Raw genomic sequence first — 24869 nt, forward strand, 5'->3', positions numbered from 1 at the left:
CAACAGCAACAGCGGCTATGGCAAACCGCCATTCAGGTGCGAGATTACCTGCTGCAACTGCGTGAAGATGCTAACTGGCGTAACCGCGATCACGTCATCAGCGTGATTCGGGATGGCACATCCTGGTGTTTTGTCAGCTCTGCTGCTGTGCAAACCACGTGTCTACCCGTTTCGCCCTTGGCTTTTACACCGCCCTGGGACGATGTCGAAATGGCAGAGATAACGCCTTCACTGGCCTTTTTTGGTCTGCGCAATACGGCATGGGCTGGACATATTCGCCTGAAAAATACGACAGGGGAATGGCGCGTGGTGGTGTCAGGCTGGGGGCGAATCAGGCTTTGCGAGAAAGATGAGGCCAGGTTATGTCAGTAAATGAACGGGGCTTTTCACTCCTTGAGGTGCTGATTGCTATGGCGATTAGCAGCGTTTTATTGCTTAGCTCAGCGCGATTTTTACCCGCGCTGCAGCGAGAGATCCTGCGCAACACGCGCCAGTTAGCGCTTGAAGATGAAATATGGCAGCGGGTATACACCGTGGCGAAGCATCTTCAGCGGGCAGGGTACTGCCGCGGAAACTGTGTCGGAGAAGGGCTGGAGATATCGGCTAAGGGCGACTGTGTCATTGCGCGCTGGGATGCCAATAGCAACGGCATTTGGGAGAGCAGTCCCGCGAAAGAGGCCGATACGATTGGATTTCGTTTACAGGACAAGGTACTGGAGACCCTGCGGGGAGTAACGGACTGCAATGGAAAAGGGTGGGAGAAAATGACCGATCCAGCCACGATACAGATTGAGGCATTTCTGGTCGAACGTCTGAATATCAGCGGATATTCCCCGCTCCTTACGCTGCGTTTGCGCGGAGTGAACAATGCCGAACCACAAAAGGTTATTGAAGCAGTCTACAGCGTGACAGGATTCAACCTGTGAACCGTGAGCGGGGCGTTTCATCTTTAGCGATGGTCCTGTTACTGCTGGTGCTCGGTAGCCTTCTGCTGCAAGGCGTTAGCAGGCAGGAGTCCCGTTTTGCTTCGCGAGTGGTCACGCAAAGTCAGGCTCTGCAGCGCCAGGCGGTGGTGCAATCCGCGATGGAATGGGGGCGTATGCAGCCCTGGCGCTTACAACTCGCTGCACAGTGTCGGCGTTATACCACGCAGGATGCCGCGGTTTGCCTGCGACTGCTTACTAATAATTTCGTGCTGCTTATAGTCCATTATGAAGGGGTATCGTTATGGCGGCAGGGGGCGATTATTGATGACAATATCGAATATTCGGCGCATGGCTGGAGCGATTTTTGTCCACTAAAGGAGCAGGCACTATGTCAGATCCCCTGAACAGACAGCGTGGCTTTAGCCTGCCGGAAGTGATGCTGGCAATGGTGCTGATGATCATGATTGTGACCGCGCTGTCAGGATACCAGCGGGCGCTGATGAACAGCTTTATCATCAGAAACCAGTATCAGCAACTCTGGCGTCACGCCTGGCAGCAAACCCAGCTGTATCAGTTTTCATCGCCTTTGAACTGGCAGGTTAACCGAATGCAGACAACGAGCGCGGGATGTGTCAGCATCAACGTTAAAATTTCTTCACCCTTGGGCAGGCAGGGTCAGATGACGCGTCTGCATTGCCCGAATCGTCAGTAGTCAGGAGTCGCTATGTTAAGGGTCTACCACTCCAATCGTCTGGATGTGCTGGAAGCGTTAATGGAATTTATCGTTGAGCGCGAGCGGCTGGACGACCCCTTTGAACCTGAGATGATCCTGGTTCAAAGTACCGGTATGGCACAGTGGCTACAAATGACCCTTGCACAGAAGTTTAGTATTGCCGCCAACATCGATTTTCCGCTGCCCGCGAGTTTTATCTGGGATATGTTTGTGCGCGTGCTGCCGGATATCCCGAAAGAGAGCGCGTTCAGCAAACAGAGCATGAGCTGGAAGTTGATGACGCTGTTGCCGCAATTGCTGGATGGCGATGACTTCGCATTGCTGCGCCACTATCTGACGGACGACACCGATAAACGTAAGCTGTTTCAGCTTTCCTCGCGCGCGGCTGACCTCTTCGACCAGTATTTAGTCTATCGCCCTGAGTGGTTGACCCTGTGGGAAGCCGGGCGACTGGTTGAGGGACTCGGCGAGTCTCAGGCCTGGCAGGCGCCGTTGTGGAAAGCGCTGGTGGAACACACCGAGGAATTGGGCCAGCCGCGCTGGCATCGCGCCAATTTATACCAACGATTTATTCAGACTCTGGAAAGTGCGTCCGAGTGTCCGCAGGGACTGCCTTCTCGCGTCTTTATTTGCGGCATTTCGGCGCTGCCGCCGGTTTATTTGCAGGCATTGCAGGCGCTGGGCAAGCACATTGATATTCATCTGCTGTTTACCAACCCTTGTCGCTACTACTGGGGAGATATAAAAGATCCTGCCTGGCTGGCGAAGTTGATGGCGCGTCAGCGTCGGCACAGCTTTGAAGAACGCCATCTGCCGCTGTTTCGCGATAGTCAGAAAGCCGAAGGATTGTTTAACAGCGATGGTGAACAGGATGTGGGCAACCCGATGCTGGCCTCGTGGGGCAAACTGGGGCGCGATTACATTTATTTGCTTTCAGAACTGGAAAATAGTCAGGAGCTGGATGCGTTTGTCGATATTACGCCTGACAATCTTTTGCATAATATTCAATCGGATATTCTGGAACTTGAAAGTCATGCCGTGGCGGGCGTTACGCTTGAAGAGTATTCGCGTAGCGACAATAAACGACGACTTGAACTAAACGACACCAGCGTGACTTTCCATGTTTGTCATAGCCCACAGCGCGAGGTAGAAATTCTTCATGACCGCCTGCTGGCAATGCTGGAAGCGGATCCCACGCTGACGCCGCGCGATATTATTGTGATGGTGGCGGATATCGACAGCTACAGCCCATTTATTCAGTCGGTCTTTGGCAGCGCGCCAGCTGAGCGTTACTTACCTTATGCGATTTCCGACCGTCGGGCGCGCCAGTCTCATCCTGTCTTACAGGCCTTTATTAGCCTGCTGTCGCTGCCGGATAGCCGTTTTGTCTCAGAGGATGTGCTGGCATTACTGGATGTGCCCGTGCTGGCGGCGCGTTTCAATATCGATGAAGAAGGGCTGCGCTATCTTCGGTTATGGGTCAATGAATCCGGGATTCGCTGGGGAATTGACGACGATAACGTGCGTGAACTGGAACTTCCGCCTACAGGTCAGCATACCTGGCAATTTGGTTTAACCCGCATGCTGCTCGGCTACGCGATGGAAAGCGCGCAGGGCGAGTGGCAATCGGTATTGCCATACGATGAGTCCAACGGTTTGATTGCCGAGTTGGTAGGGCATCTGGCCTCGTTGCTGATGCAGCTCAATCTCTGGCGTAGAGGGTTAGCGCAGGAGCGCCCGTTGGAAGAGTGGCTGCCCGTTTGTCGGGACATGCTTAATGATTTCTTCCTGCCGGATGCAGATACCGAAGCGGCGATGACGCTGATTGAACAGCAGTGGCAGGCCATTATCACTGAAGGTCTGGGGGCTGAGTATGGTGATGCCATACCGCTCTCTCTATTGCGTGATGAGCTGGCCCAGCGTCTTGACCAGGAGCGCATTAGCCAGCGCTTCCTGGCGGGGCCAGTTAACATTTGTACGCTGATGCCGATGCGCTCTATTCCTTTCAAGGTGGTGTGCCTGCTGGGTATGAACGATGGCGTTTATCCGCGTCAGCTTGCACCGTTGGGCTTTGATTTGATGAGTCAAAAACCGATGAGGGGCGATCGCAGCCGTCGCGATGATGACCGCTACCTGTTTCTTGAAGCATTGATTTCAGCACAGCAAACGCTCTACATCAGCTACATTGGCCGCTCCATTCAGGACAACAGCGAGCGCTTCCCGTCGGTGCTGGTGCAGGAACTGATGGACTACATCGGGCAAAGCCACTATCTGCCGGGAGATGAATCGTTGACCTGCGATCAAAGCGAAGCCCGGGTAAAAGCACACATTACTCGTTTGCATACCCGTATGCCCTTTGATGCACAAAACTATCTGCCGGGCGAACAGCAAAGCTATGCCCGGGAATGGCTGCCTGCGGCGAGCCTGTCAGGAAAAGCGCACACGAATTTTGTCCAGACGCTTCCTTTTGAGATGCCTGAAACGCTGACGCTGGAAACGCTGCAGCGATTTTGGGCTCATCCGGTAAGGGCTTTTTTCCAGATGCGTCTGAGGGTCAACTTCCGCTCTGAAGAAAGTGAGATCCCGGAAACGGAACCGTTCACTCTTGAAGGATTAACCCGCTATCAGCTTAATCAGCAATTGCTTAACACGCTGGTTGAAGAGAAGGATGCTGAACAACTGTTTCGCCGTTTTCGTGCGGCGGGCACGCTTCCCTATGGGCCATTTGGCGAAATTCTGTGGGATACGCAGCGTCAGGAGATGCAGTCGCTGGCTGAACGCATTATCGCCTGTCGTCAGCCCTGCCAGAGTATGGAAATCGATCTTAACTGTAACGGCGTGCAAATCACCGGTTGGCTACCACAGGTGCAAGAGGACGGTTTGTTGCGCTGGCGCCCATCTTTGATAAGCATTGCGCAGGGTGTGCAACTTTGGCTGGAACATCTTGTCTATTGTGCCAGTGGCGGTACGGGAGAGAGCCGGTTGTTCCTGCGTAAAGACGGGGAATGGCGTTTTCCGCCACTGGATGCAGAGCAGGCACTGCTGTACCTGTCGCAGCTCATTGACGGGTATCGGGAAGGCATGTCGTCACCATTGCTGGTATTGCCCGAAAGCGGCGGCGCCTGGATAAAAACCTGTTATGACGCCGTAAATGATGCCATGTTAGATGACGATGCAACGTTGCAAAAAGCGCGCAGTAAGTTTCTGCAGGCCTATGAAGGCAACATGATGGTACGGGGTGAAGGTGATGATATCTGGTATCAGCGTCTTTGGCGTCAGCTGGATGCGGCTACGCTGGAGACCATTGTTTTACAGTCTCAGCGCTACCTGTTACCAATTTTTCGCTTTAATCAGTCATGATGATTGTATAAAAATTGCGCGGTTCGATGGCTTCCACTATGATGCGCATTCTGTCACGGACTGATTCTTACAAAGAGAGGATGCTGGCTCGTTCAGCACATAGTCTTGCCCTGTTCAGACCACGTATTTATGCGTGCTTTGCTGTGAACAGGTGAATACGTTAATGATGAGGTTTGTGAATGCCCCGCAGCACCTGGTTCAGCGCATTACTGTTGTTCGTCGCCCTTTGGGTTCCCGTAAGTCAGGCAGATACCGGTTGGCAGCCTTTAGCTGAAACCATCCGTAAAAGCGATAAAGACACCCGCCAGTATCAGGCCGTGCGCCTTGATAACGGCATGGTCGTGTTGCTGGTATCCGATCCTCAGGCCGTGAAATCCCTTTCTGCACTGGTGGTTCCCGTGGGCTCGCTGGAGGATCCGGACGAGCATCAGGGGCTGGCGCATTATCTCGAACACATGTGTCTGATGGGCTCGAAAAAATACCCACAGCCGGACAGTCTGGCTGAATTCCTGAAAATGCACGGCGGCAGCCACAATGCCAGCACCGCGCCTTACCGTACGGCCTTCTATCTTGAAGTCGAAAACGACGCGTTGGTGGGGGCGGTGGATCGCCTGGCGGACGCTATTGCCGATCCGTTGCTGGATAAAAAATATGCCGATCGTGAGCGTAACGCGGTTAACTCCGAGCTGACGCTGGCGCGTACCCGAGACGGGATGCGTATGGCGCAGGTGAGTGCTGAGACCATCAACCCGGCGCACCCTGGCTCGCGTTTCTCCGGCGGAAATCTCGAGACATTAAGCGATAAACCGGGAAACCCGGTGGTGCAGGCATTACAAAAATTTCATGAAAAGTACTACTCCGCGAACCTGATGAAGGCGGTGATTTATAGCAATAAACCGCTGCCAGAGCTGGCGCGGATAGCTGCTGACACCTTTGGACGCGTACCGAACAGAAATATCGCAAAGCCTGAAATTACCGTACCGGTAGTCACCGACGCGCAAAAGGGCGTCATCATCCACTATGTTCCGGCAATGCCGCGTAAAGTACTGCGCGTCGAGTTTCGTATCGATAACAACAGCGCGCAGTTCCGCAGTAAAACCGATGAGCTGGTGACCTATCTGATTGGTAATCGTAGCCCTGGCACGTTGTCTGACTGGCTGCAAAAGCAGGGACTGGTTGAAGGTATTCGTGCGGATTCCGATCCGGTGGTCAATGGGAACAGCGGCGTGTTAGCCATTTCCGCGACGTTAACCGACAAAGGGCTGGCGAACCGCGATGAAGTTGTTGCGGCAATTTTCAGTTATCTCAATCTGTTACGCGATAAAGGCGTCGATAAACGCTATTTTGACGAACTGGCGCACGTACTGGATCTCGATTTCCGTTATCCCTCCATCACCCGTGATATGGACTACGTGGAATGGCTGGCTGATACCATGATCCGCGTTCCTGTCGAACATACGCTGGATGCGGTGAATATTGCCGACCAGTACGATGTGAAAGCCGTTGAGCAACGCCTGGCAATGATGACGCCACAGAATGCGCGTATCTGGTATATCAGTGCGAAAGAACCGCATAATAAAACCGCTTATTTTGTCGATGCGCCTTACCAGGTGGATAAAATCAGCGACAAAACCTTTGCCGACTGGCAGCAAAAAGCGCAGGGCATTGCGCTGTCGTTACCGGAGTTGAACCCCTACATTCCGGATGATTTCACGCTGATTAAAACGGATAAAAAATACGCTCACCCGGAACTGATCGTTGATGAGCCGGATCTACGCGTGGTGTATGCGCCGAGCCAGTATTTTGCCAGTGAGCCGAAGGCTGACGTCAGCGTGATCCTGCGTAACCCGAAGGCCATGGACAGCGCCCGCAACCAGGTATTATTCGCACTTAACGATTACCTGGCGGGGATTGCGCTCGATCAGTTAAGCAATCAGGCGTCGGTAGGTGGAATTGGTTTCTCTACCAACGCTAACAATGGGTTGATGCTTAACGCCAACGGCTATACCCAACGTCTGCCGCAGCTTTTTCAGGCTCTGCTGAGCGGCTATTTCAGCTACACCTCAACGGATGAACAGCTGGAACAGGCGAAATCCTGGTATGCCCAGATGATGGATTCTGCAGAGAAGGGTAAAGCCTACGATCAGGCAATTATGCCAGTACAAATGCTTTCTCAGGTGCCGTACTTCTCACGCGATGAGCGCCGTAAGCTACTGCCTTCCATCACCCTGAAAGAGGTGATGGCGTACCGCGACGCCTTAAAAACCGGTGCGCGGCCTGAATTCCTGGTAATTGGTAATATGAGCGCCGCTCAGGCGACGACCATGGCGCGGGATATCCAACAACAGCTTGGCGCTAACGGGTCACAGTGGTGTCGCAATAAAGATGTGGTTGTGGACAAGAAGCAGTCCGTCATCTTTGAAAAAGCAGGCAGTAGCACGGACTCCGCGCTGGCGGCGGTATTTGTGCCAACCGGATACGATGAATACGCCAGTTCAGCCTACAGCGCCATGTTAGGGCAGATTGTTCAGCCGTGGTTCTACAATCAACTGCGTACTGAAGAGCAGTTAGGCTACGCTGTATTTGCTTTCCCGATGAGTATCGGCCGTCAGTGGGGAATGGGGTTCCTGCTGCAAAGCAATGATAAGCAGCCGTCTTATCTTTGGGAGCGTTATAAAGCGTTCTTCCCGACGGCGGAAGCGAAGCTGCGGGCGATGAAACCTGAAGAGTTTGCGCAAATTCAGCAGGCGATTATTGCGCAAATGTTGCAGGCGCCGCAAACGCTGGGGGAAGAAGCCTCACAGTTAAGCAAAGATTTTGATCGCGGCAATATGCGCTTCGATTCACGTGATAAAATAGTGGCTCAGATTAAACTGCTGACGCCGCAAAAACTTGCCGACTTCTTCCATCAGGCGGTGGTTGAGCCGCAAGGCATGGCGATACTGTCACAGGTTTCCGGCAGTCAGAACGGGAAAGCAGAATATGTGCACCCGGAAGGCTGGAAAGTGTGGCAGACAGTCAGCGCGTTGCAGCAAACCTTACCCCTGATGAGTGATAAGAATGAATGATGCCGCTGAGTCCCTTGATCCACTGCGCTTGCCCCTGACGGGCGAGCGCCTGATTGAAGCCTCTGCGGGCACCGGTAAAACATTTACCATCGCCGCCCTGTATTTACGTTTACTGCTTGGACTGGGCGGCTCTGCCGCCTTTCCTCGTCCTCTGACCGTTGAAGAACTGCTCGTGGTCACCTTCACCGAGGTAGCCACCGAAGAGTTGCGCGGACGAATTCGTAGCAACATTCATGAACTGCGAATTGCCTGCCTGCGTGAAAAGACCGACAACCCGCTATATGCCCGTTTGTTAGATGAAATCGCCGATAAAAAACAGGCCGCTCAGTGGCTGCTATTGGCTGAAAGACAGATGGATGAAGCGGCGGTGTTTACCATCCACGGCTTTTGTCAGCGTATGCTCAGTCTCAACGCCTTTGAATCAGGCATGCTGTTCGAACAGCAACTGATAGAAGATGAATCGCTGCTGCGCTATCAGGCCTGTGCGGACTTCTGGCGTCGACACTGCTATCCACTACCCCGCGACATTGCGCAGGTGATTTTTGAAACGTGGAAAGGACCGCAGGCTCTGCTGAGAGACATCGATCGCTATCTGCAGGGGGAAGCGCCGGTCATCAAGGCTCCGCCGTCTGATGACGAAACGCTGGCTTCCCGGCACGAACAAATTCTCACGCGCATTAACCAGATCAAGCAGCAATGGCGTGATTCCGTTGATGAGCTGGATGGCCTGCTGGAAGCCTCCGGGATTGACCGGCGTAAATTTAATCGTGGTAACCAGGGCAAGTGGATCGAAAAGATCAGCGCATGGGCGCAAGAAGAAACCCAAAGTTATCAGCTTCCTGACGCGCTGGAGAAATTCTCACAGCGTTTTCTGGAAGAACGCACCAAAGCGGGCGGAATAACCCCTCAGCACCCGCTGTTTGTCGCTATTGATGAACTGCTTAGCGAACCGTTAACTCTCCGCGATCTGGTGATCACCCGGGCGCTGGCGGAGATCCGTTCAGCGGTTGCCGAGGAGAAACGACGCCGCGGTGAGCTAGGCTTTGACGATATGCTCAGCCGTCTGGATGCAGCGTTGCGCAGTGAAAGCGGCGATGCGCTGGTGACGGCTATCCGTACCCGTTTTCCGGTCGCGATGATCGATGAATTTCAGGATACCGATCCGCAGCAGTACCGTATTTTTCGCCGGATCTGGCAGCATCAGCCGGATACCGCACTGCTGCTGATTGGCGACCCAAAACAGGCGATTTACGCGTTTCGCGGCGCGGATATCTTCACCTATATGAAGGCGCGCAGCGAGGTCAGCGCACACTATACGCTCGATACCAACTGGCGTTCGGCCCCCGGCATGGTCAATAGCGTAAATACGCTTTTCAGCCAGATGGATGACGCCTTTATGTTCCGCGAAATCCCCTTTAGCCCGGTAAAATTTGCAGAAAAAAACCAGTCGTTTCGGTTTGTTTTACACGGTGAGACACAGCCAGCCATGAGCATGTGGCTGATGGAAGGGGAAAGCTGCGGCGTAGGCGATTATCAGAACTACATGGCCCAGGTGTGCGCCACGCAAATTCGCGACTGGCTTAAGGCCGGGCAGTCTGGCGCTGCGCAACTGGTCAGTGGTAAAACATCCAGTCCGGTACGCGCGTCGGACATCAGCGTACTGGTTCGTAGCCGCCAGGAGGCGGCACTGGTCCGTGATGCGCTGACACAGCTGGCAATTCCCTCCGTCTACCTTTCCAACCGTGACAGCGTATTTGAAACGCTGGAAGCGCGGGAGTTGCTGTGGGTGCTGCAGGCGGTGATGACGCCGGAGCGTGAGAACACGCTGCGTAGCGCGCTGGCGACCTCAATGATGGGGCTGAATGCGCAGGATCTTGAAGCGTTAAATAACGACGAAAATGCCTGGGATGCGGTGGTCGAAGAGTTTGATGGCTATCGTCAGATCTGGCATAAACGCGGCGTGATGCCGATGCTGCGCGCGCTGATGACAACCCGCCAGATTGCGGAAAACCTGCTGGCGACGGCGGGGGGCGAACGCCGCCTGACCGATATTTTACATATCAGCGAACTGTTGCAGGAAGCAGGCTCGCAGCTGGAAAGCGAGCATGCGCTGGTGCGCTGGCTTTCCCAGCATATTCTTGAACCCGACAGCAACGCGTCCAGCCAGCAGCTCAGGCTGGAAAGCGACAAGCATCTGGTCAAAATCGTCACTATCCATAAATCTAAAGGGCTGGAGTATCCGCTGGTCTGGCTGCCGTTTATCACGAATTTCCGCGTCCAGGATCAGGCTTTCTACCACGATCGCAGCTCTTTTGAAGCCATGCTGGATCTCAGCGATGCCGAAGAGAGCGTTGAGCTGGCTGAAGCGGAGCGTCTGGCGGAAGACCTGCGTTTGCTCTATGTCGCGCTAACCCGTTCGGTATGGCACTGCAGCCTTGGCGTGGCGCCGTTGGTGCGACGTCGGGGCGATAAAAAAGGGGATACCGATGTACATCACAGCGCCCTTGGTCGCCTGTTGCAAAAAGGTGAGCCGATGGATGCCGCGGGTCTGCGTAGTGCGATTGAAGCGTTGTGCAGTGATGATATTGCCTGCCAGACGCCTGCGCAGCCTGACGGTGAACGCTGGCAAGTTGCGCAAGCTGTTAGCTGCGAACTGAGTGCGAAAATACTGCAGCGTACGCCCGGCGATAGCTGGCGCGTGACCAGTTATTCCGGTCTGCAGCAGCGTGGGCATGGAATCGCGCAGGATCTGATCCCGCGACTGGATATTGATGCCGCAGGCGTTGGTGAGGTTATTGAAGAGTCAGGGCTTACTCCGCATCAGTTCCCGCGCGGCGCTTCGCCAGGTACATTCTTGCATAGCCTGTTTGAAGATCTCGACTTTACTCAACCGGTAGATCCGCGTTGGGTCGAGGAAAAACTGGCGTTGGGCGGTTATGACGCGCACTGGACGCCGGTTTTGACCGAATGGCTGGATGCCATTTTGCAGGCGCCTCTCAACGAGACGGGCGTGAGTTTGAGCCATCTTTCCGCGCGTGAAAAACAGGTGGAGATGGAGTTTTACCTGCCGATTTCGCAGCCGCTGATGGCCAGCCAACTTGATGCGTTAATTCGCCAATACGATCCTCTCTCCGCGGGGTGCCCTGCGTTGGAATTTATGCAGGTACGCGGCATGCTGAAAGGATTTATTGACCTGGTTTTCCGCCACCAGGGGCGTTATTACCTACTCGATTACAAATCGAACTGGCTGGGGGAAGACAGCTCAGCGTATACGCAGCAGGCGATGGCCTCTGCCATGCAGGCGCATCGCTACGACCTGCAGTATCAACTTTATACCCTGGCGCTGCATCGCTACTTGCGCCATCGCATTGCTGATTACGATTATGAACGCCATTTTGGCGGTGTTATCTATCTCTTCTTGCGTGGCATTGACAGTGAAAATCCGCAACAGGGAATTTACGCGACCCGACCTGACGGGGAGTTAATCGCCTTGATGGACGAGATGTTTGTCGGTGCGCCACTGGAGGAGATGTCATGACAATCCAGAAACGATTACTGGAAGCTGTGGAGCAAAAACAGCTCCGGCCTCTGGATGCCCAGTTTGCGCTGGTGGTTGCCGGAAATGACAACCCTGCCGTTGCGCTGGCGGCGGCGTTGCTCAGTCGTGAAGCAGGAGAAGGGCACGTCTGCTTACCACTTTCACGGTTATCCCTGAGCGAGGATGCCCATCCCCTTTTAAGCGCCTGGCTCGCTGAAGTGGGGGAGCCAGAAGACTGGACGGAATGTCTGCTGGCCTCCGGGGCGGTAAGCCGCGGTGAGCAACCCACGCCGCTGGTGCTGCACGGCGATCGCCTGTATCTGAACCGGATGTGGCATAACGAACGGGCGGTGGCTCGCTTTTTCAGTGAAGTTAACCACGCCATTGAGGTGGATGAACAACGGCTGACCCACACGCTGGCGGCGTTGTTTCCACCAGCGGAAGGTGTTAACTGGCAAAAAGTGGCCGCTGCGGTGGCGTTGACCCGTCGTATATCGGTGATCTCCGGCGGGCCGGGGACCGGAAAAACGACAACAGTTGCGAGGCTTCTGGCGGCGTTGATTCAGATGGCGGAGGGAGAACGCTGCCGTATTCGTCTGGCGGCTCCTACTGGAAAGGCGGCAGCGCGCCTGACTGCCTCGCTGGGCGCAGCGCTACGAGAACTGCCGTTAACCGAAGAGCAAAAGAAACGCATTCCCGATGACGCCAGTACGTTGCATCGATTATTAGGCGCTCAGCCAGGCAGTCAGCGTCTGCGTCATCATGCGGGAAACCCGCTGCATCTGGATGTGCTGGTGGTGGATGAAGCCTCGATGATTGATTTGCCGATGATGTCGCGCCTTATCGATGCGCTGCCGCCGCACGGGCGGGTGATTTTTCTTGGCGATCGTGACCAGCTCGCTTCTGTCGAAGCGGGGGCGGTGCTGGGGGATATCTGTGCTTTCGTCGGTGACGGGTTTACCCCGGAACGCGCCCGCCAGCTCAGTCGTCTGACCGGAAGCGCTATTCCGGCAGGTCTGGGAACTCAGGCCGCCGCTTTGCGCGACAGTTTGTGTCTGCTGCAAAAGAGTTACCGTTTCGGTAGCGATTCCGGAATCGGTCAGTTGGCTGCTGCGATTAATCGTGGTGACAAAGCCGCGCTCAAAACGGTCTTCCAGCAGGGGTTTAGCGACATTGAAAAACGCACGCTACATAGCAGCGAAGATTACGCCGCGATGTTGGATGAGGCGCTGGCGGGTTATGGGCACTATCTGGATTTACTGCGCGAGGGCGCTGAGCCGGATGCCGTCATTCAGGCCTTCAATGAGTATCAGCTGTTGTGTGCCCTGCGTGAAGGTCCGTTTGGCGTGGGTGGTTTGAATGAACGCCTTGAGCAGGTGATGGCGCAAAAACGTAAAATTCATCGTTCGACGCATAGCCGCTGGTATGAGGGAAGACCGGTGATGATCGCGCGCAATGACAGTTCGCTGGGATTATTTAACGGTGATATCGGCATTGCCCTCGATCGTGGACAGGGCCTGAGGGTGTGGTTTGCGCTGCCGGACGGTTCTATCAAATCAGTCCAGCCCAGTCGCTTACCTGAACATGAAACCACCTGGGCGATGACCGTGCACAAATCGCAGGGATCTGAGTTTGACCATGCGGCGTTGATTTTACCCAGCCAGCATTCACCCGTGGTTACCCGCGAGCTGGTCTATACCGCCGTCACCCGCGCGCGCCGGCGTCTGTCACTGTATGCCGATGAGCGGATATTAAGTAACGCCATTGCCACCCGCACCGAACGTCGCAGCGGATTGTCGGCGTTGTTTAATCAATAAAATTCGTTGCCGGATAAGGCATTTATACCGCATCCGGCAACGACCACTACCCCAAATCCGCCATCAGCACCTTTGACCGCCGCTGATAGTTGTACATCTCTTTCTTGCTTTCCGGCAGCAGGTCGATATCCACCGGCGTGAAACCACGTTCCTGGAACCAGTGGATGCTGCGCGTGGTCAGCACGAACAGTTTGCTCAGTCCCATTTGCCGGGCCTGCGCGGCGATCCGCTCCAGCAATACTTCCCCGCGCGATGAGCTACGGTAGTCCGGATGCACCGCCACGCACGCCATTTCGCCAATTCTCTCCTCCGGGAAAGGGTACAGAGCGGCGCAGGCGATGGTCAGGTTATCGCGCTGAATAATCGTGAATTTGTCGATCTCCATTTCCAGTTGTTCGCGGGAGCGACGTACCAGAATGCCTTGCTGCTCCAGCGGGCGGATCAGCTCCAGAATCCCGCCGATATCGTTAATGGTAGCGCGGCGGATCTGCTCGGCGCTTTCCATTACGATCTGCGTACCGATCCCGTCACGGGAGAACAGTTCCTGCAGCAATGCGCCATCTTCCTGATAGCTGATCAGATGGCAGCGCCGTACCCCACTGCGACAGGCTTTCACTGCCCCGCGCAGGAAGCGCACTGTGCCGGAGCTGTAATCGCCTTTCTCTTCCTGCAGCTCAACGCGCGCCTGGGCTTCGTTAGGAAACAGCTCGGAAATAATATCGCCATCATCGTTGGTGACGCCCTGAGAGGAGCAAAAGCCGATCATTTTCTCTGCCTTCAGTTTGATAGCCAACTGCGTGGCGACCTCTTCTGAAGTCAGGTTAAAGCTCTCACCGGTGACGGAAACGGCGACCGGACCCATCAGCACAATCGCGCCACTGTCTAACTGCCGGTGAATGGCATCTTCATCAATACGACGAATACGTCCGCTATGGCAGTAATCCACGCCGTCATCAACGCCCAGCGGCTGGGAGATAATAAAATTACCGCTGACCACATTGATGTGCGCCCCCTGCAATGGCGTATTATTCAGGCTCATTGACAGGCGGGCGGTAATATCAAGCTGAAGTAACCCTGCCGCCTGTTTGACCAGCTCCAGGGTTTTAGCGTCGGTAACGCGCGTATTCTTGTGGTACACCGGTTCATGATGATGTGCCGCAAGATTGGCATCAATCTGCGGTCGTGCGCCATAGACCACGACAAGGCGGATGCCGAGGCTATGAAGAAGGCCAATGTCATTGACGATACTGGAAAAGTTTTCATGCTCGATGGCTTCGCCGCCCAGCATAATGACAAACGTCTTTCCCCGATGGGTATTGATATAGGGAACAGAATGGCGGAATCCCTGTACCAGTTCGGTTCTACGCTCCTTCACCACGGCACACCCTCATTGCATGATTATTCGTAATTTGTGTATTTTTATTCTGTTTTGGCGCTGTGCGCAAGCGTAATTTTTACCCATGCCGAAGATTTTTCTCAGTAATGCCGTGAATATAAAAAGAATGTTTACCCTTTTATAGATGACAGATTATGCGTCATTCGCTAAAGTTTCCGGTCAATTCAGACGTTTTACGTATTACCTCAATAAAGATTTCTTTTTGCTCGGGAGAAGCATGTCGGGATCCAATTCAGCAATCAGTCGCCGCCGTTTACTGAAAGGTGCGGGTGCTATGTGGCTTTTGAGCGTCAGCCAGGTTGGTCTGGCTGCCATGAGTCAGGTCGTTGCCGTACGTGTCTGGCCAGCGTCCAGCTACACCCGCGTCACGGTAGAATCTAACCGTCTGCTGAAATACAAACAGTTTGCCCTGAGTAATCCTGAGCGTGTGGTTGTGGATATTGAAGGCGTTAATTTGAACTCGGTGCTCAAGGGCATGGGTGCGCAGATCCGTCCTGACGATCCGTATATTAAATCGGCGCGCGTCGGGCAGTTTGACCCACAGACCGTGCGGATGGTGTTCGAGCTGAAACAGAATGTGAAGCCGCAACTTTTTGCGCTGGCTCCGGTGGCAGGCTTTAAAGAACGTCTGGTGATGGATCTCTATCCTGCTAATGCCCAGGATGTTCAGGATCCGCTGCTGGCGTTGCTGGAAGAATACAACAAGGGCGATCTGGACAAACAGGTGCCGCCTGCGCAAAGTGGCCCGCAGCCGGGTAAAGCGGGGCGCGATCGTCCCATTGTCATTATGCTCGACCCTGGGCATGGCGGAGAGGACTCCGGTGCGGTGGGGAAATACAAGACGCGTGAAAAAGATGTGGTGCTGCAGATTGCCCGACGCCTGCGAGCCCTCATAGAGAAAGAGGGCAACATGAAGGTCTTTATGACGCGAAATGAAGATATCTTCATTCCGCTTAAAGTCCGCGTGGCGAAAGCGCAGAAGCAGCGTGCAGACCTGTTTGTCTCTATTCACGCTGATGCATTTACCAGTCGACAGCCCAGAGGTTCGTCGGTGTTTGCACTCTCGACCAAAGGGGCGACCAGCACCGCCGCGAAATATCTGGCGCAAACTCAGAACGCCTCGGATTTGATTGGCGGCGTCAGCAAGAGCGGCGATCGCTACGTCGACCATACCATGTTCGACATGGTGCAATCGCTGACCATCGCCGACAGCCTGAAGTTTGGTAAAGCGGTATTGAATAAGCTCGGTAAAGTTAACAATCTGCATAAGAACCAGGTTGAACAAGCCGGGTTTGCGGTACTAAAAGCGCCGGATATTCCGTCTATTCTGGTGGAAACCGCATTTATCAGTAACGTTGAGGAAGAGCGCAAGCTCAAAACTGCGACCTTCCAGCAGGAAGTTGCAGAGTCGATTCTGGCGGGGATTAAAGCCTATTTTGCCGATGGCGCGACGTTGGCGAGAAGGGGATAACAAAAAAGCGCTGAAAAGCGCTTTTTTTATGGACCGCAGATACAAAAAAACACCCTTTAGGGTGTTTATAATGTTGGTTGCGGGGGCCGGATTTGAACCGACGACCTTCGGGTTATGAGCCCGACGAGCTACCAGGCTGCTCCACCCCGCGTCACCGTACTGCTTTTATTTCATCAAATTTTAATTGGTTGCGGGGGCCAGATTTGAACTGACGACCTTCGGGTTATGAGCCCGACGAGCTACCAAGCTGCTCCACCCCGCGTCCGTGGATGCGCACTATACTCTGCTCGCATTTTCATGCAACCCTTTTTTCACCTTGATCACGTTTTTAAGGTGAAAATGAACAAAAACAACGCATTCTGGATTGTTTTTTGCTCAAAATTTGCGTTCGGGTATGTATACGCATTTCATTAGGTTCGGGGGTTTGTTATCTTCGTCTCGCATTCAGGCAACATAAGACGAGAACAATGAAAGGACGTTGGGCAAAATATCTTCTGGCGGGAGCAGTCGTCGCGATGCTCGCCGCGTGTTCCTCAAAACCCACCGATCGTGGGCAGCAGTATAAAGACGGGAAATTTACCCAGCCTTTCTCACTGGTGAACCAGCCTGATGCGGTTGGCGCACCAATCAATGCCGGTGATTTCGCCGAGCAGGTTAATCAAATTCGCAGCGCTTCGCCACGTTTGTACGGCAACCAGAGCAACGTTTACAACGCTATCCAGCAGTGGTTACGTGCGGGCGGTGATACGCGCAGTATGCGCCAGTTTGGTATTGATGCCTGGCAAATGGAAGGGGCGGACAACTACGGTAACGTCCAGTTTACCGGTTATTACACGCCGGTTATTCAGGCGCGCCATACGCGCCAGGGCGAGTTTCAGTATCCTATTTATCGCATGCCGCCAAAACGTGGGCGCTTACCAAGCCGTGCCGAGATTTACGCGGGCGCGCTGAGCGACAACTACATTCTGGCATACAGCAACTCCCTGATGGATAACTTCATTATGGATGTGCAGGGCAGTGGTTACATCGATTTTGGCGATGGCAGTCCGCTTAACTTCTTTAGCTATTCCGGGAAAAACGGCCACGCCTATCGCAGCATCGGTAAGGTGCTTATCGATCGTGGCGAAGTGAAAAAAGAAGATATGTCGATGCAGGCTATTCGCCATTGGGGTGAAACGCACAGCGAAGCCGAAGTGCGTGAGCTGTTGGAGCAGAACCCATCGTTTGTCTTCTTTAAACCGCAATCTTTTGCACCGGTCAAAGGGGCCAGCGCGGTACCGTTGATTGGCCGCGCGTCTGTGGCTTCTGACCGCAGTATCATTCCGGCGGGCACAACATTGCTGGCGGAAGTCCCGTTACTGGACAATAACGGCAAGTTTACCGGCCAGTACGAACTGCGCCTGATGGTGGCGTTAGATGTGGGTGGCGCTATTAAAGGGCAACACTTCGATATCTATCAGGGCATTGGTGCTGACGCCGGACACCGTGCGGGGTGGTATAATCACTACGGTCGCGTGTGGGTACTGAAAACAGCGCCGGGTACGGGTAACGTGTTCAGCGGTTAATAGCCGGATGGCGCTCGATATTAATTAATTTGAGGTGTTATGTCTGTGGTTATCAGTGATGCCTGGCGCCAGCGTTTTGGCGGTACGGCGCGTCTGTATGGCGAAAATGCGCTGCAGTTGTTTGCCCAATCGCACGTTTGTGTGGTCGGGATTGGCGGGGTAGGGTCGTGGGCGGCGGAAGCGCTGGCGCGTACCGGTATTGGCGCCATCACGCTCATCGATATGGATGATGTGTGCGTCACCAATACTAACCGCCAGATCCATGCTCTGCGCGATAACGTAGGCCTGGCAAAAGCTGAAGTGATGGCTGAACGTATCCGCCAGATTAACCCGGAGTGCCGGGTGAACGTGGTCGATGATTTTGTCACGCCGGATAATGTTGCTGAGTATATGAGTGCGGGTTATTCGTATGTCATTGATGCTATTGATAGCGTGCGCCCAAAAGCGGCACTGATCGCCTGGTGTCGGCGTAACAAAATTCCGCTGGTGACCACCGGTGGTGCGGGAGGGCAGATCGACCCGACGCAGATACAGGTCGTTGATTTGGCAAAAACTATCCAGGATCCGCTGGCAGCCAAGCTACGCGAGCGACTGAAAAGCGATTTTGGCGTGGTGAAAAACAGCAAAGGCAAGCTGGGCGTGGACTGTGTGTTCTCGACCGAAGCGCTGGTTTACCCGCAGGCAGATGGCTCGGTATGTGCGATGAAGGCGACGGCGGAAGGGCCGAAGCGCATGGATTGCGCATCCGGTTTTGGCGCGGCCACTATGGTGACCGCCACCTTTGGCTTTGTTGCCGTCTCACACGCGCTGAAGAAGATGATGGCGAAAGCGGCGCGCCAGAGTTGAATGTGTTGTGCCGGATAAGGCGCGTTCGCGTCGCCATCCGGCAACCATCAAACCTGTCGGGCAGCCTCAAGAATCGCCTCGTTCAGAGCATGCAGCCCCTGGGTACGCGAGGCGCTGAGCTGCGCGCGTAAACCTAGCTCGTCAAATAATGCCATTGGCGAATGCGCCAGTAACTCGGCTGCAGTTTTACCTTCAACCGCTGTGAGTAATACCGCCAGCAGCCCGCGTACAATGCGACCTTCGCTGTCGCCGAAGAAATGCAAAGTACCATTCTCATGAAGGGTATGCCCCAGCCAAACGCGGTTTTCGCAGCCCGCGATCTCTTTGGCCTGTGCCTTTAGCGAATCCGGAAGCGCGGGCAACTGCTTACCCAGCAGAATCAGCTGGCGATATTTATCTTCCCACTGGGTGAGCGGGGTAAAGGTATTGCGTAACGTCTCTTCCGTTACGGTTGTGCCAAACGGGTGTCCGGCGAACAGAGGGCTTGTCATTAATCCACCAATATTTCCAGCGCGCGGTCAACGGCTGCGACCAACGCATCTACATCACTTTGCGTATTATAAGGTGCAAATGAGGCGCGTAGCGTCCCGGATACGCCCAGTTCTGCCAGCAGCGGTTGCGCACAGTGTTGTCCTGCACGCAGTGCAATGCCATATTCGGCCAGCAACGTCACCATGTCGCTGTGATGAACCCCTGCGAAATCAAAGGCTAACAGACTGGAGTCCTGGCAGCGGAAGGAGCGAAAGCCGGGGCGTTTCGCCAGTGCATCTTCTGCCAGCGTCGCCAGACCCCGGCTCCAGTTTTCGGCCTGCACCACGTCAATGTCCGCCAGCCATTCGAGCGCCGCGCTTAGCCCGATAACGCCAGCAACGTTAGGCGTACCGGCCTCCAGCTTCCATGGAGCAGCCTGGGTGGTGAAACCGTCAAAACTGACTTCGCTAATCATTTTACCGCCACCGAGCCAGGGAGACATGGCATCCAGCAGTTCCGGTTTACCGTACAGCACGCCAATGCCGGTGGGGCCATACAGCTTGTGGCCCGAGAACGCATAGAAATCAATGTCTAATTGCTGTACGTCGGCGGGGAAATGGACAATCCCCTGGGCGCCGTCCACCATCACCACCATGCCAGCCGCATGGGCGAGCGTAATGGCGCGGGCCAGATCCGGGCAACCGCCGGTAACGTTCGACATCTGCCCAAGCGCCAGAATGCGGCTGCGTGGAGTGATGAGTTGCGCGAGGCTTTCAACGTCTGGCAATAAATGGGCGTTAAGCGGCAGCCTGACGACCTTCGCCCCCGTTTGCTCCGCCACCATCAGCCAGGGCACGAGGTTGGCATGATGCTCTGCTGCGCTAACGATAATCTCATCACCCGGTTGTAAGCGTGGTCGCGCATAGCTTTGGGCAACCATGTTGATCGCTTCCGTCGTACCGCGGGTCCAGACGATTGTTTTGTCATCCGGCGCATTAATCAGGCTTGCGACTTTTTCCCGCGCGGCTTCATAGCGTGCGGTCAGGCGCTGTGCTTCGGCAAACTGGCTGCGGTGGACGTTCCCGGCGCTCAGGCTATAAAACTGATGGGTGGCCTCAATCACTGCCTGCGGCTTCAGTGCTGTAGCAGCGCTGTCGAGATAGACGCCAGCATCGTTGAGTGCGGGAAATTGCGCGCGAAACTGCGCGGGGTTAAAAGCGTTCATGGTATTCCTCAGTTCAGTAAACCGATCGTGGCGCAAAAAGGGCGCTGATACAAGGGGTGTGCTAACCATCGGAATACTCTGGATATCCTGGCAAAGTCCACGCAGTGTCTTATGCTATATACCGTTAGGCGAGCAATTTAGCCTGTTACGGAGTGTGTTTTTAATAGCATAAATCGCTTTAAGGAGAAAAAGATGAAAAAGACTGCCGCAATTATCTCTGCTTGTATGCTGACTTTTGCCCTGAGCGCCTGTTCTGGTTCGAATTACGTGATGCACACCAATGATGGTCGATCAATCGTATCTGATGGTAAGCCACAGACCGACAATGAAACGGGGATGATTTCGTATAAAGACGCTAACGGCAACAAACAGCAGATTAACCGTACCGATGTGAAAGAGATGGTAGAACTGGATAATTAACCGGTCGTCCATCGACAAAGAGTCGGACAAAAAAAAGCACCGCAATTTGGCGGTGCTACATTAATCACTATGGACAGACAGGGTAAATGTACAGGAAGTGAAAAAGGGTAGCTTTGCTACCATGGTCTGAATCGCAGACCAATTGCAAACACAACAACACAACATCACAACCGTAAGCCAAAAGCCCACCAGAACACGCATTCCGATAAAACTTTTCGTTCCGGCTTCAGGAAGTGCCGCCACTATAGGTATTTGCTGGTAGAACCTCAACGGACAATTTATAATGGCTCAGATAAAAAAAACTAATAGGTTACAACCTGTTGGTTAATTGTTAAATTCATTTAACATCAAAGCCTAAAAGTCATGTCAAAACGATTACCACCCCTAAATGCGTTGCGTGTTTTTGATGCTGCAGCGCGTCATTTGAGCTTTACTCGCGCAGCAGAAGAGCTTTTTGTGACGCAGGCCGCAGTAAGTCATCAAATCAAGTCACTTGAGGATTTCCTGGGGCTGAAGCTGTTTCGTCGACGCAATCGATCTTTGCTGTTAACGGAAGAAGGCCAAAGCTACTTTCTCGACATCAAAGAGATTTTTTCGCAATTAACCGACGCGACGCGTAAACTTCAGGCACGCAGTGCAAAAGGTGCGCTCACTGTGAGTTTATTGCCCAGTTTTGCAATCCAATGGATGGTTCCCAGACTCTCTAGCTTTAACTCAGCTTATCCGGGAATCGATGTCAGGATCCAGGCGGTGGACCGTCAGGAAGACAAACTGGCTGACGACGTTGATGTGGCGATTTTCTACGGACGTGGCAACTGGCCGGGTCTGCGTGTTGAAAAATTGTACGCAGAATATTTATTGCCGGTCTGCTCGCCGCTATTACTCACCGGTGATAAACCGCTAAAGACGCCCGAAGATCTGGCGAAACACACATTATTGCACGATGCGTCGCGCCGTGACTGGCAAGCCTATACGCGCCAGCTTGGCCTGAATCATATCAACGTACAGCAGGGACCCATCTTCAGCCATAGCGCCATGGTGCTCCAGGCTGCTATCCATGGACAGGGAATTGCGTTGGCTAATAACGTCATGGCGCAATCCGAAATAGAAGCCGGACGTCTGGTCTGTCCGTTTAATGATGTTCTGGTCAGCAAAAACGCATTTTATCTGGTTTGTCATGACAGTCAGGCAGAACTGGGTAAAATAGCCGCCTTCCGTCAGTGGATTCTGGCGAAAGCGGCCACGGAACAAGAAAAATTCCGCTTTCGTTATGAACAATAATTTACGTAGGGTATTCACATGACCAGCCGTTTTATGCTGATTTTTGCCGCCGTAAGTGGCTTTATCTTTGTGGCGTTGGGCGCCTTTGGGGCACATGTTCTGAGTAAAACCCTCGGTGTCGTTGAGATGGGGTGGATCCAGACTGGCCTCGAGTATCAGGCGTTCCATACGCTGGCTATATTTGGCCTGGCCGTCGCCATGCAGCGGCGCATTAGCATTTGGTTTTACTGGAGTAGCGTGTTTTTGGCATTAGGAACGGTGCTGTTTAGCGGCAGCCTGTATTGCCTCGCGCTCTCGCATTTACGCCTGTGGGCGTTTGTTACCCCCGTCGGCGGTTTCAGCTTCCTTGTGGGCTGGGCGCTGATGTTAGTGGGCGCTATTCGATTGAAACGTAAGGGCGTTAGCCATGAATAAGGTTGTATTGTTGTGTCGCCCAGGTTTTGAAAAAGAGTGCGCCGCAGAAATTACGGATAAAGCAGGACGCCGGGAAATCTTCGGTTTTGCCCGCGTGAAAGACAATGCGGGTTACGTCATCTTCGAATGCTATCAGCAGGACGATGCCGAAAAGTTAGTGAAAGAGTTGCCGTTTAGCTCGCTGATTTTTGCCCGTCAAATGTTTGTGGTGGGCGAACTGCTGCAATATTTACCGCCGGAAGACCGCATTACGCCGATTGTCGGCATGTTGCAGGGCGTGGTAGAGAAAGGCGGCGATCTGCGCGTTGAAGTTGCTGATACCAATGAAAGCAAAGAGTTGGTTAAATTTTGCCGTAAATTTACCGTACCACTGCGCGCGGCGCTGCGGGAAGCGGGCGTGCTGGCAAAATATGAAACGCCAAAACGTCCGGTGGTTCATGTGTTCTTTATCGCACCTGGCTGCTGCTATACCGGCTATTCCTGGCCTGACAATAACTCCCCGTTCTACATGGGCATTCCGCGTCTGAAGTTCCCGGCCGATGCGCCGAGCCGTTCAACACTGAAGCTGGAAGAAGCGCTGCACGTGTTCATTCCTGCCGATGAGTGGGATGAACGTCTGGCTAACGGAATGTATGCGGTGGATTTAGGGGCATGCCCGGGCGGTTGGACCTATCAACTGGTTAAACGCAACATGTGGGTTTACTCCGTGGATAATGGTCCGATGGCGCAAAGCCTGATGGATACCGGACAAGTTACCTGGCTGCGCGAAGACGGATTTAAGTACCGGCCAAATCGCAATAACATTTCGTGGATGGTTTGCGACATGGTGGAAAAGCCCGCGAAGGTTGCCGCCCTGATGGCGCAGTGGCTGGTCAACGGCTGGTGTCGTGAGACTATCTTCAACCTCAAGCTGCCGATGAAAAAACGCTACGAAGAGGTGTCGCAAAACCTGGCTTATATTCAGGCACAGCTTGACGAGCATGGCGTAAATGCCCAGATTCAGGCGCGTCAGCTGTATCATGACCGTGAAGAAGTCACCGTGCACGTCCGTCGCCTGTGGGCTGCTGTTGGTGGTCGTCGCGACGAGCGATAAGGTAAAATTGCAGGCCGGATGAAGGCGTAAATGTCTCATCCGGCCTGCATTGTTTCAATCAGCGGCGTATCTGAAATAATATGCGTCACATCATCCAGATGCCCAATCCGGGCCTCTCCCGAACGATTAAATTTACTTTTATCGATCAGCAATAATGACTGCGCTGCGCGCTTAAGCAGAATGGACTTGAAGTCGGCATTGGTCGCGTTAGAGTCCCAGAGTGCGCCGTCGCTGTCGATCCCTGCGCAGGAAAAAATAAACAGATCGATCTCGAGTGGTTTGAGCTGCGAGATGAGCGAGGGGTTAACATAGCAACCGTATTTACGCTCAAGGCGACCACCGGAGCTGATGAGCTGAAGGTGTTCGCGTTTAGCCAATTCCTGGCAAATGGGCTGACTGTTGGTAAAGACGTGAATGTTGATGTCCGGTAACTGTCGCGCCAGGTACCAGCACGTTGAGCTGGCGTCCAGGGCTATCACCATACCTTCTTCGATCCATGCCAGCGCTTCGCGGGCAATATTCGCTTTGTGGGCATAGTGGCTTTTGAGTCGCATATGAAACGGGTCGCCGCTGTCCTGATTTTCCCGATGAATCACTTTGGCCCGCCCGTGATTGCGCAGCACTTTTCCCTGGGCTTGTAGCTCGCTGAGATCGCGGCGGATGGTCTCTTTGCTGACCTTAAGTTGCAAAGCAAGGGTTTCGGTTGTCAGATTTTTGTGGTTGGTAAGCAGATCTACGATCGCCTGCTGGCGCGCCGCTTTCATGTTCTGATCCTCATCTTATGATGAATGCCCGTAGCTGACGGGCATTCAGACCAGAGATTACGGGGTTACTCCTTTTTTTAATAGAATATTCCCGTACTTTGCCCGCTCTCCTGTGATAACGATCGCAAACGCCTGTTGCGCGCGTTCATAGAAGGCATAGCGGTCAATACGCGTGATGTCCGGGCAGGGGGTTTGCAGTGAAAGCGCCTGACGATAGCGGGCCTCGACGTCAGGATCGAGGGCATCGCCTTCAACAGCCGCCATCATCACCAGCGGTGGGGCATAGCTGTCCAGTTCAAAGAGCGGAATAATCGCCTGTAGCAGGTCGCTGACCAATAGACCGTCGGCGCGGATAACCTGTGGTCCCATGCTGTGGGCCGGGAAGTGGGCATCGGAAAATATAATCTCATCGCCGTGCCCCATTTCAGCCAGTACCTTCAGCAGGTCGGGCGAAATTAAGGGAGATATTGTTTTGAGCATG

General features: G+C 53.9%; 20 protein-coding genes and 2 tRNA genes. 15 read left to right on the forward strand and 7 right to left on the reverse strand.

Features of this window, described 5'->3' with window-relative positions; all coding sequences use genetic code 11:
- The 8 genes from FDW87_RS12270 to recD form a co-directional block, all read left to right on the forward strand.
- A partial coding sequence (locus FDW87_RS12270) for a prepilin peptidase-dependent protein (protein WP_252363145.1) occupies nt 1-372 on the forward strand: 372 nt, incomplete at its 5' end.
- Nucleotides 363-926, forward strand: a complete 564-nt coding sequence (locus FDW87_RS12275; RefSeq protein ID WP_109018335.1) for a prepilin peptidase-dependent protein — start codon at nt 363-365, stop codon at nt 924-926. The genes FDW87_RS12270 and FDW87_RS12275, both read left to right, overlap by 10 nt.
- On the forward strand, nt 923-1330 hold the full coding sequence (locus FDW87_RS12280) for a DUF2509 family protein (RefSeq protein ID WP_047499364.1): 408 nt from the start codon (nt 923-925) through the stop codon (nt 1328-1330). Before FDW87_RS12275 ends, FDW87_RS12280 begins: the two co-directional genes overlap by 4 nt.
- Nucleotides 1315-1638 (forward strand): prepilin-type N-terminal cleavage/methylation domain-containing protein, encoded by a 324-nt coding sequence (locus FDW87_RS12285; protein WP_047359086.1) that lies wholly within the window; start codon nt 1315-1317, stop codon nt 1636-1638. The genes FDW87_RS12280 and FDW87_RS12285 overlap by 16 nt, the downstream gene beginning before the upstream one ends.
- A gap of 12 nt (nt 1639-1650) precedes the next feature.
- Nucleotides 1651-5019: an exodeoxyribonuclease V subunit gamma gene (gene recC, locus FDW87_RS12290; protein WP_137379801.1), complete on the forward strand. Its 3369-nt coding sequence runs from the start codon at nt 1651-1653 to the stop codon at nt 5017-5019.
- A gap of 179 nt (nt 5020-5198) precedes the next feature.
- Nucleotides 5199-8087 (forward strand): pitrilysin, encoded by a 2889-nt coding sequence (ptrA, locus tag FDW87_RS12295; protein WP_016157372.1) that lies wholly within the window; start codon nt 5199-5201, stop codon nt 8085-8087.
- Nucleotides 8080-11625: an exodeoxyribonuclease V subunit beta gene (gene recB, locus FDW87_RS12300; protein ID WP_137379802.1), complete on the forward strand. Its 3546-nt coding sequence runs from the start codon at nt 8080-8082 to the stop codon at nt 11623-11625. Before ptrA ends, recB begins: the two co-directional genes overlap by 8 nt.
- Nucleotides 11622-13442 (forward strand): exodeoxyribonuclease V subunit alpha, encoded by a 1821-nt coding sequence (gene recD, locus FDW87_RS12305; RefSeq protein ID WP_137379803.1) that lies wholly within the window; start codon nt 11622-11624, stop codon nt 13440-13442. Before recB ends, recD begins: the two co-directional genes overlap by 4 nt.
- Before the next feature lie 46 nt (nt 13443-13488).
- Here recD and argA read toward each other — a convergent pair whose 3' ends face one another.
- Complete coding sequence (argA, locus tag FDW87_RS12310; RefSeq protein ID WP_008785703.1) at nt 13489-14820, reverse strand: amino-acid N-acetyltransferase; 1332 nt, start codon at nt 14818-14820, stop codon at nt 13489-13491.
- Between the two features lie 235 nt (nt 14821-15055).
- Here argA and amiC point away from each other — a divergent pair, with 235 nt between their 5' ends.
- A complete protein-coding gene (gene amiC, locus FDW87_RS12315) occupies nt 15056-16309 on the forward strand; it encodes an N-acetylmuramoyl-L-alanine amidase AmiC (protein ID WP_016154266.1) in 1254 nt (417 codons plus the stop codon).
- Between the two features lie 74 nt (nt 16310-16383).
- Here the strand turns inward: amiC and FDW87_RS12320 are convergent.
- Nucleotides 16384-16460: transfer RNA gene (locus FDW87_RS12320), tRNA-Met, on the reverse strand.
- A 34-nt stretch (nt 16461-16494) separates the two neighbouring features.
- Nucleotides 16495-16571, reverse strand: a tRNA-Met gene (locus FDW87_RS12325).
- Between the two features lie 205 nt (nt 16572-16776).
- Here FDW87_RS12325 and mltA point away from each other — a divergent pair.
- Both mltA and tcdA read left to right on the forward strand, forming a co-directional pair.
- Nucleotides 16777-17874, forward strand: a complete 1098-nt coding sequence (gene mltA / locus FDW87_RS12330) for a murein transglycosylase A (RefSeq protein ID WP_019077597.1) — start codon at nt 16777-16779, stop codon at nt 17872-17874.
- A gap of 39 nt (nt 17875-17913) precedes the next feature.
- Nucleotides 17914-18720: a tRNA cyclic N6-threonylcarbamoyladenosine(37) synthase TcdA gene (gene tcdA / locus FDW87_RS12335; protein WP_019077596.1), complete on the forward strand. Its 807-nt coding sequence runs from the start codon at nt 17914-17916 to the stop codon at nt 18718-18720.
- Nucleotides 18721-18767: 47 nt separating this feature from the next.
- On the opposite strand, the gene csdE is transcribed toward tcdA, so the two are convergent.
- Nucleotides 18768-19211: a cysteine desulfurase sulfur acceptor subunit CsdE gene (gene csdE / locus FDW87_RS12340; protein ID WP_016154263.1), complete on the reverse strand. Its 444-nt coding sequence runs from the start codon at nt 19209-19211 to the stop codon at nt 18768-18770.
- Nucleotides 19211-20416: a cysteine desulfurase CsdA gene (csdA, locus tag FDW87_RS12345; RefSeq protein WP_047414363.1), complete on the reverse strand. Its 1206-nt coding sequence runs from the start codon at nt 20414-20416 to the stop codon at nt 19211-19213. Before csdA ends, csdE begins: the two co-directional genes overlap by 1 nt.
- A gap of 192 nt (nt 20417-20608) precedes the next feature.
- On the opposite strand from csdA, the gene FDW87_RS12350 reads away from it, so the two are divergent.
- From FDW87_RS12350 to rlmM, 4 genes are all read left to right on the forward strand, one after another.
- A complete protein-coding gene (locus FDW87_RS12350; protein WP_016154261.1) occupies nt 20609-20836 on the forward strand; it encodes a YgdI/YgdR family lipoprotein in 228 nt (75 codons plus the stop codon).
- A gap of 363 nt (nt 20837-21199) precedes the next feature.
- Nucleotides 21200-22117, forward strand: coding sequence for a glycine cleavage system transcriptional regulator GcvA (gcvA, locus tag FDW87_RS12355; RefSeq protein ID WP_016154260.1), 918 nt, complete (start codon nt 21200-21202; stop codon nt 22115-22117).
- Nucleotides 22118-22135: 18 nt separating this feature from the next.
- The gene (locus FDW87_RS12360) at nt 22136-22531 is read left to right on the forward strand and encodes a DUF423 domain-containing protein (protein ID WP_003034037.1); all 396 of its coding nucleotides are present in this window, start codon (nt 22136-22138) and stop codon (nt 22529-22531) included.
- Nucleotides 22524-23624 (forward strand): 23S rRNA (cytidine(2498)-2'-O)-methyltransferase RlmM, encoded by a 1101-nt coding sequence (gene rlmM / locus FDW87_RS12365; RefSeq protein WP_003034040.1) that lies wholly within the window; start codon nt 22524-22526, stop codon nt 23622-23624. Before FDW87_RS12360 ends, rlmM begins: the two co-directional genes overlap by 8 nt.
- Before the next feature lie 35 nt (nt 23625-23659).
- Here rlmM and fucR read toward each other — a convergent pair whose 3' ends face one another.
- Nucleotides 23660-24388, reverse strand: a complete 729-nt coding sequence (gene fucR / locus FDW87_RS12370) for an L-fucose operon activator (RefSeq protein ID WP_019077594.1) — start codon at nt 24386-24388, stop codon at nt 23660-23662.
- A gap of 57 nt (nt 24389-24445) precedes the next feature.
- Nucleotides 24446-24868: an L-fucose mutarotase gene (fucU, locus tag FDW87_RS12375; RefSeq protein ID WP_019077593.1), complete on the reverse strand. Its 423-nt coding sequence runs from the start codon at nt 24866-24868 to the stop codon at nt 24446-24448.
- Between the last annotated feature and the right edge of the window lies 1 nt (nt 24869).

Origin of the sequence: Citrobacter sp. wls826 (assembly GCF_005281245.1) — a bacterium.
Lineage (GTDB): Bacteria > Pseudomonadota > Gammaproteobacteria > Enterobacterales > Enterobacteriaceae > Citrobacter > Citrobacter braakii.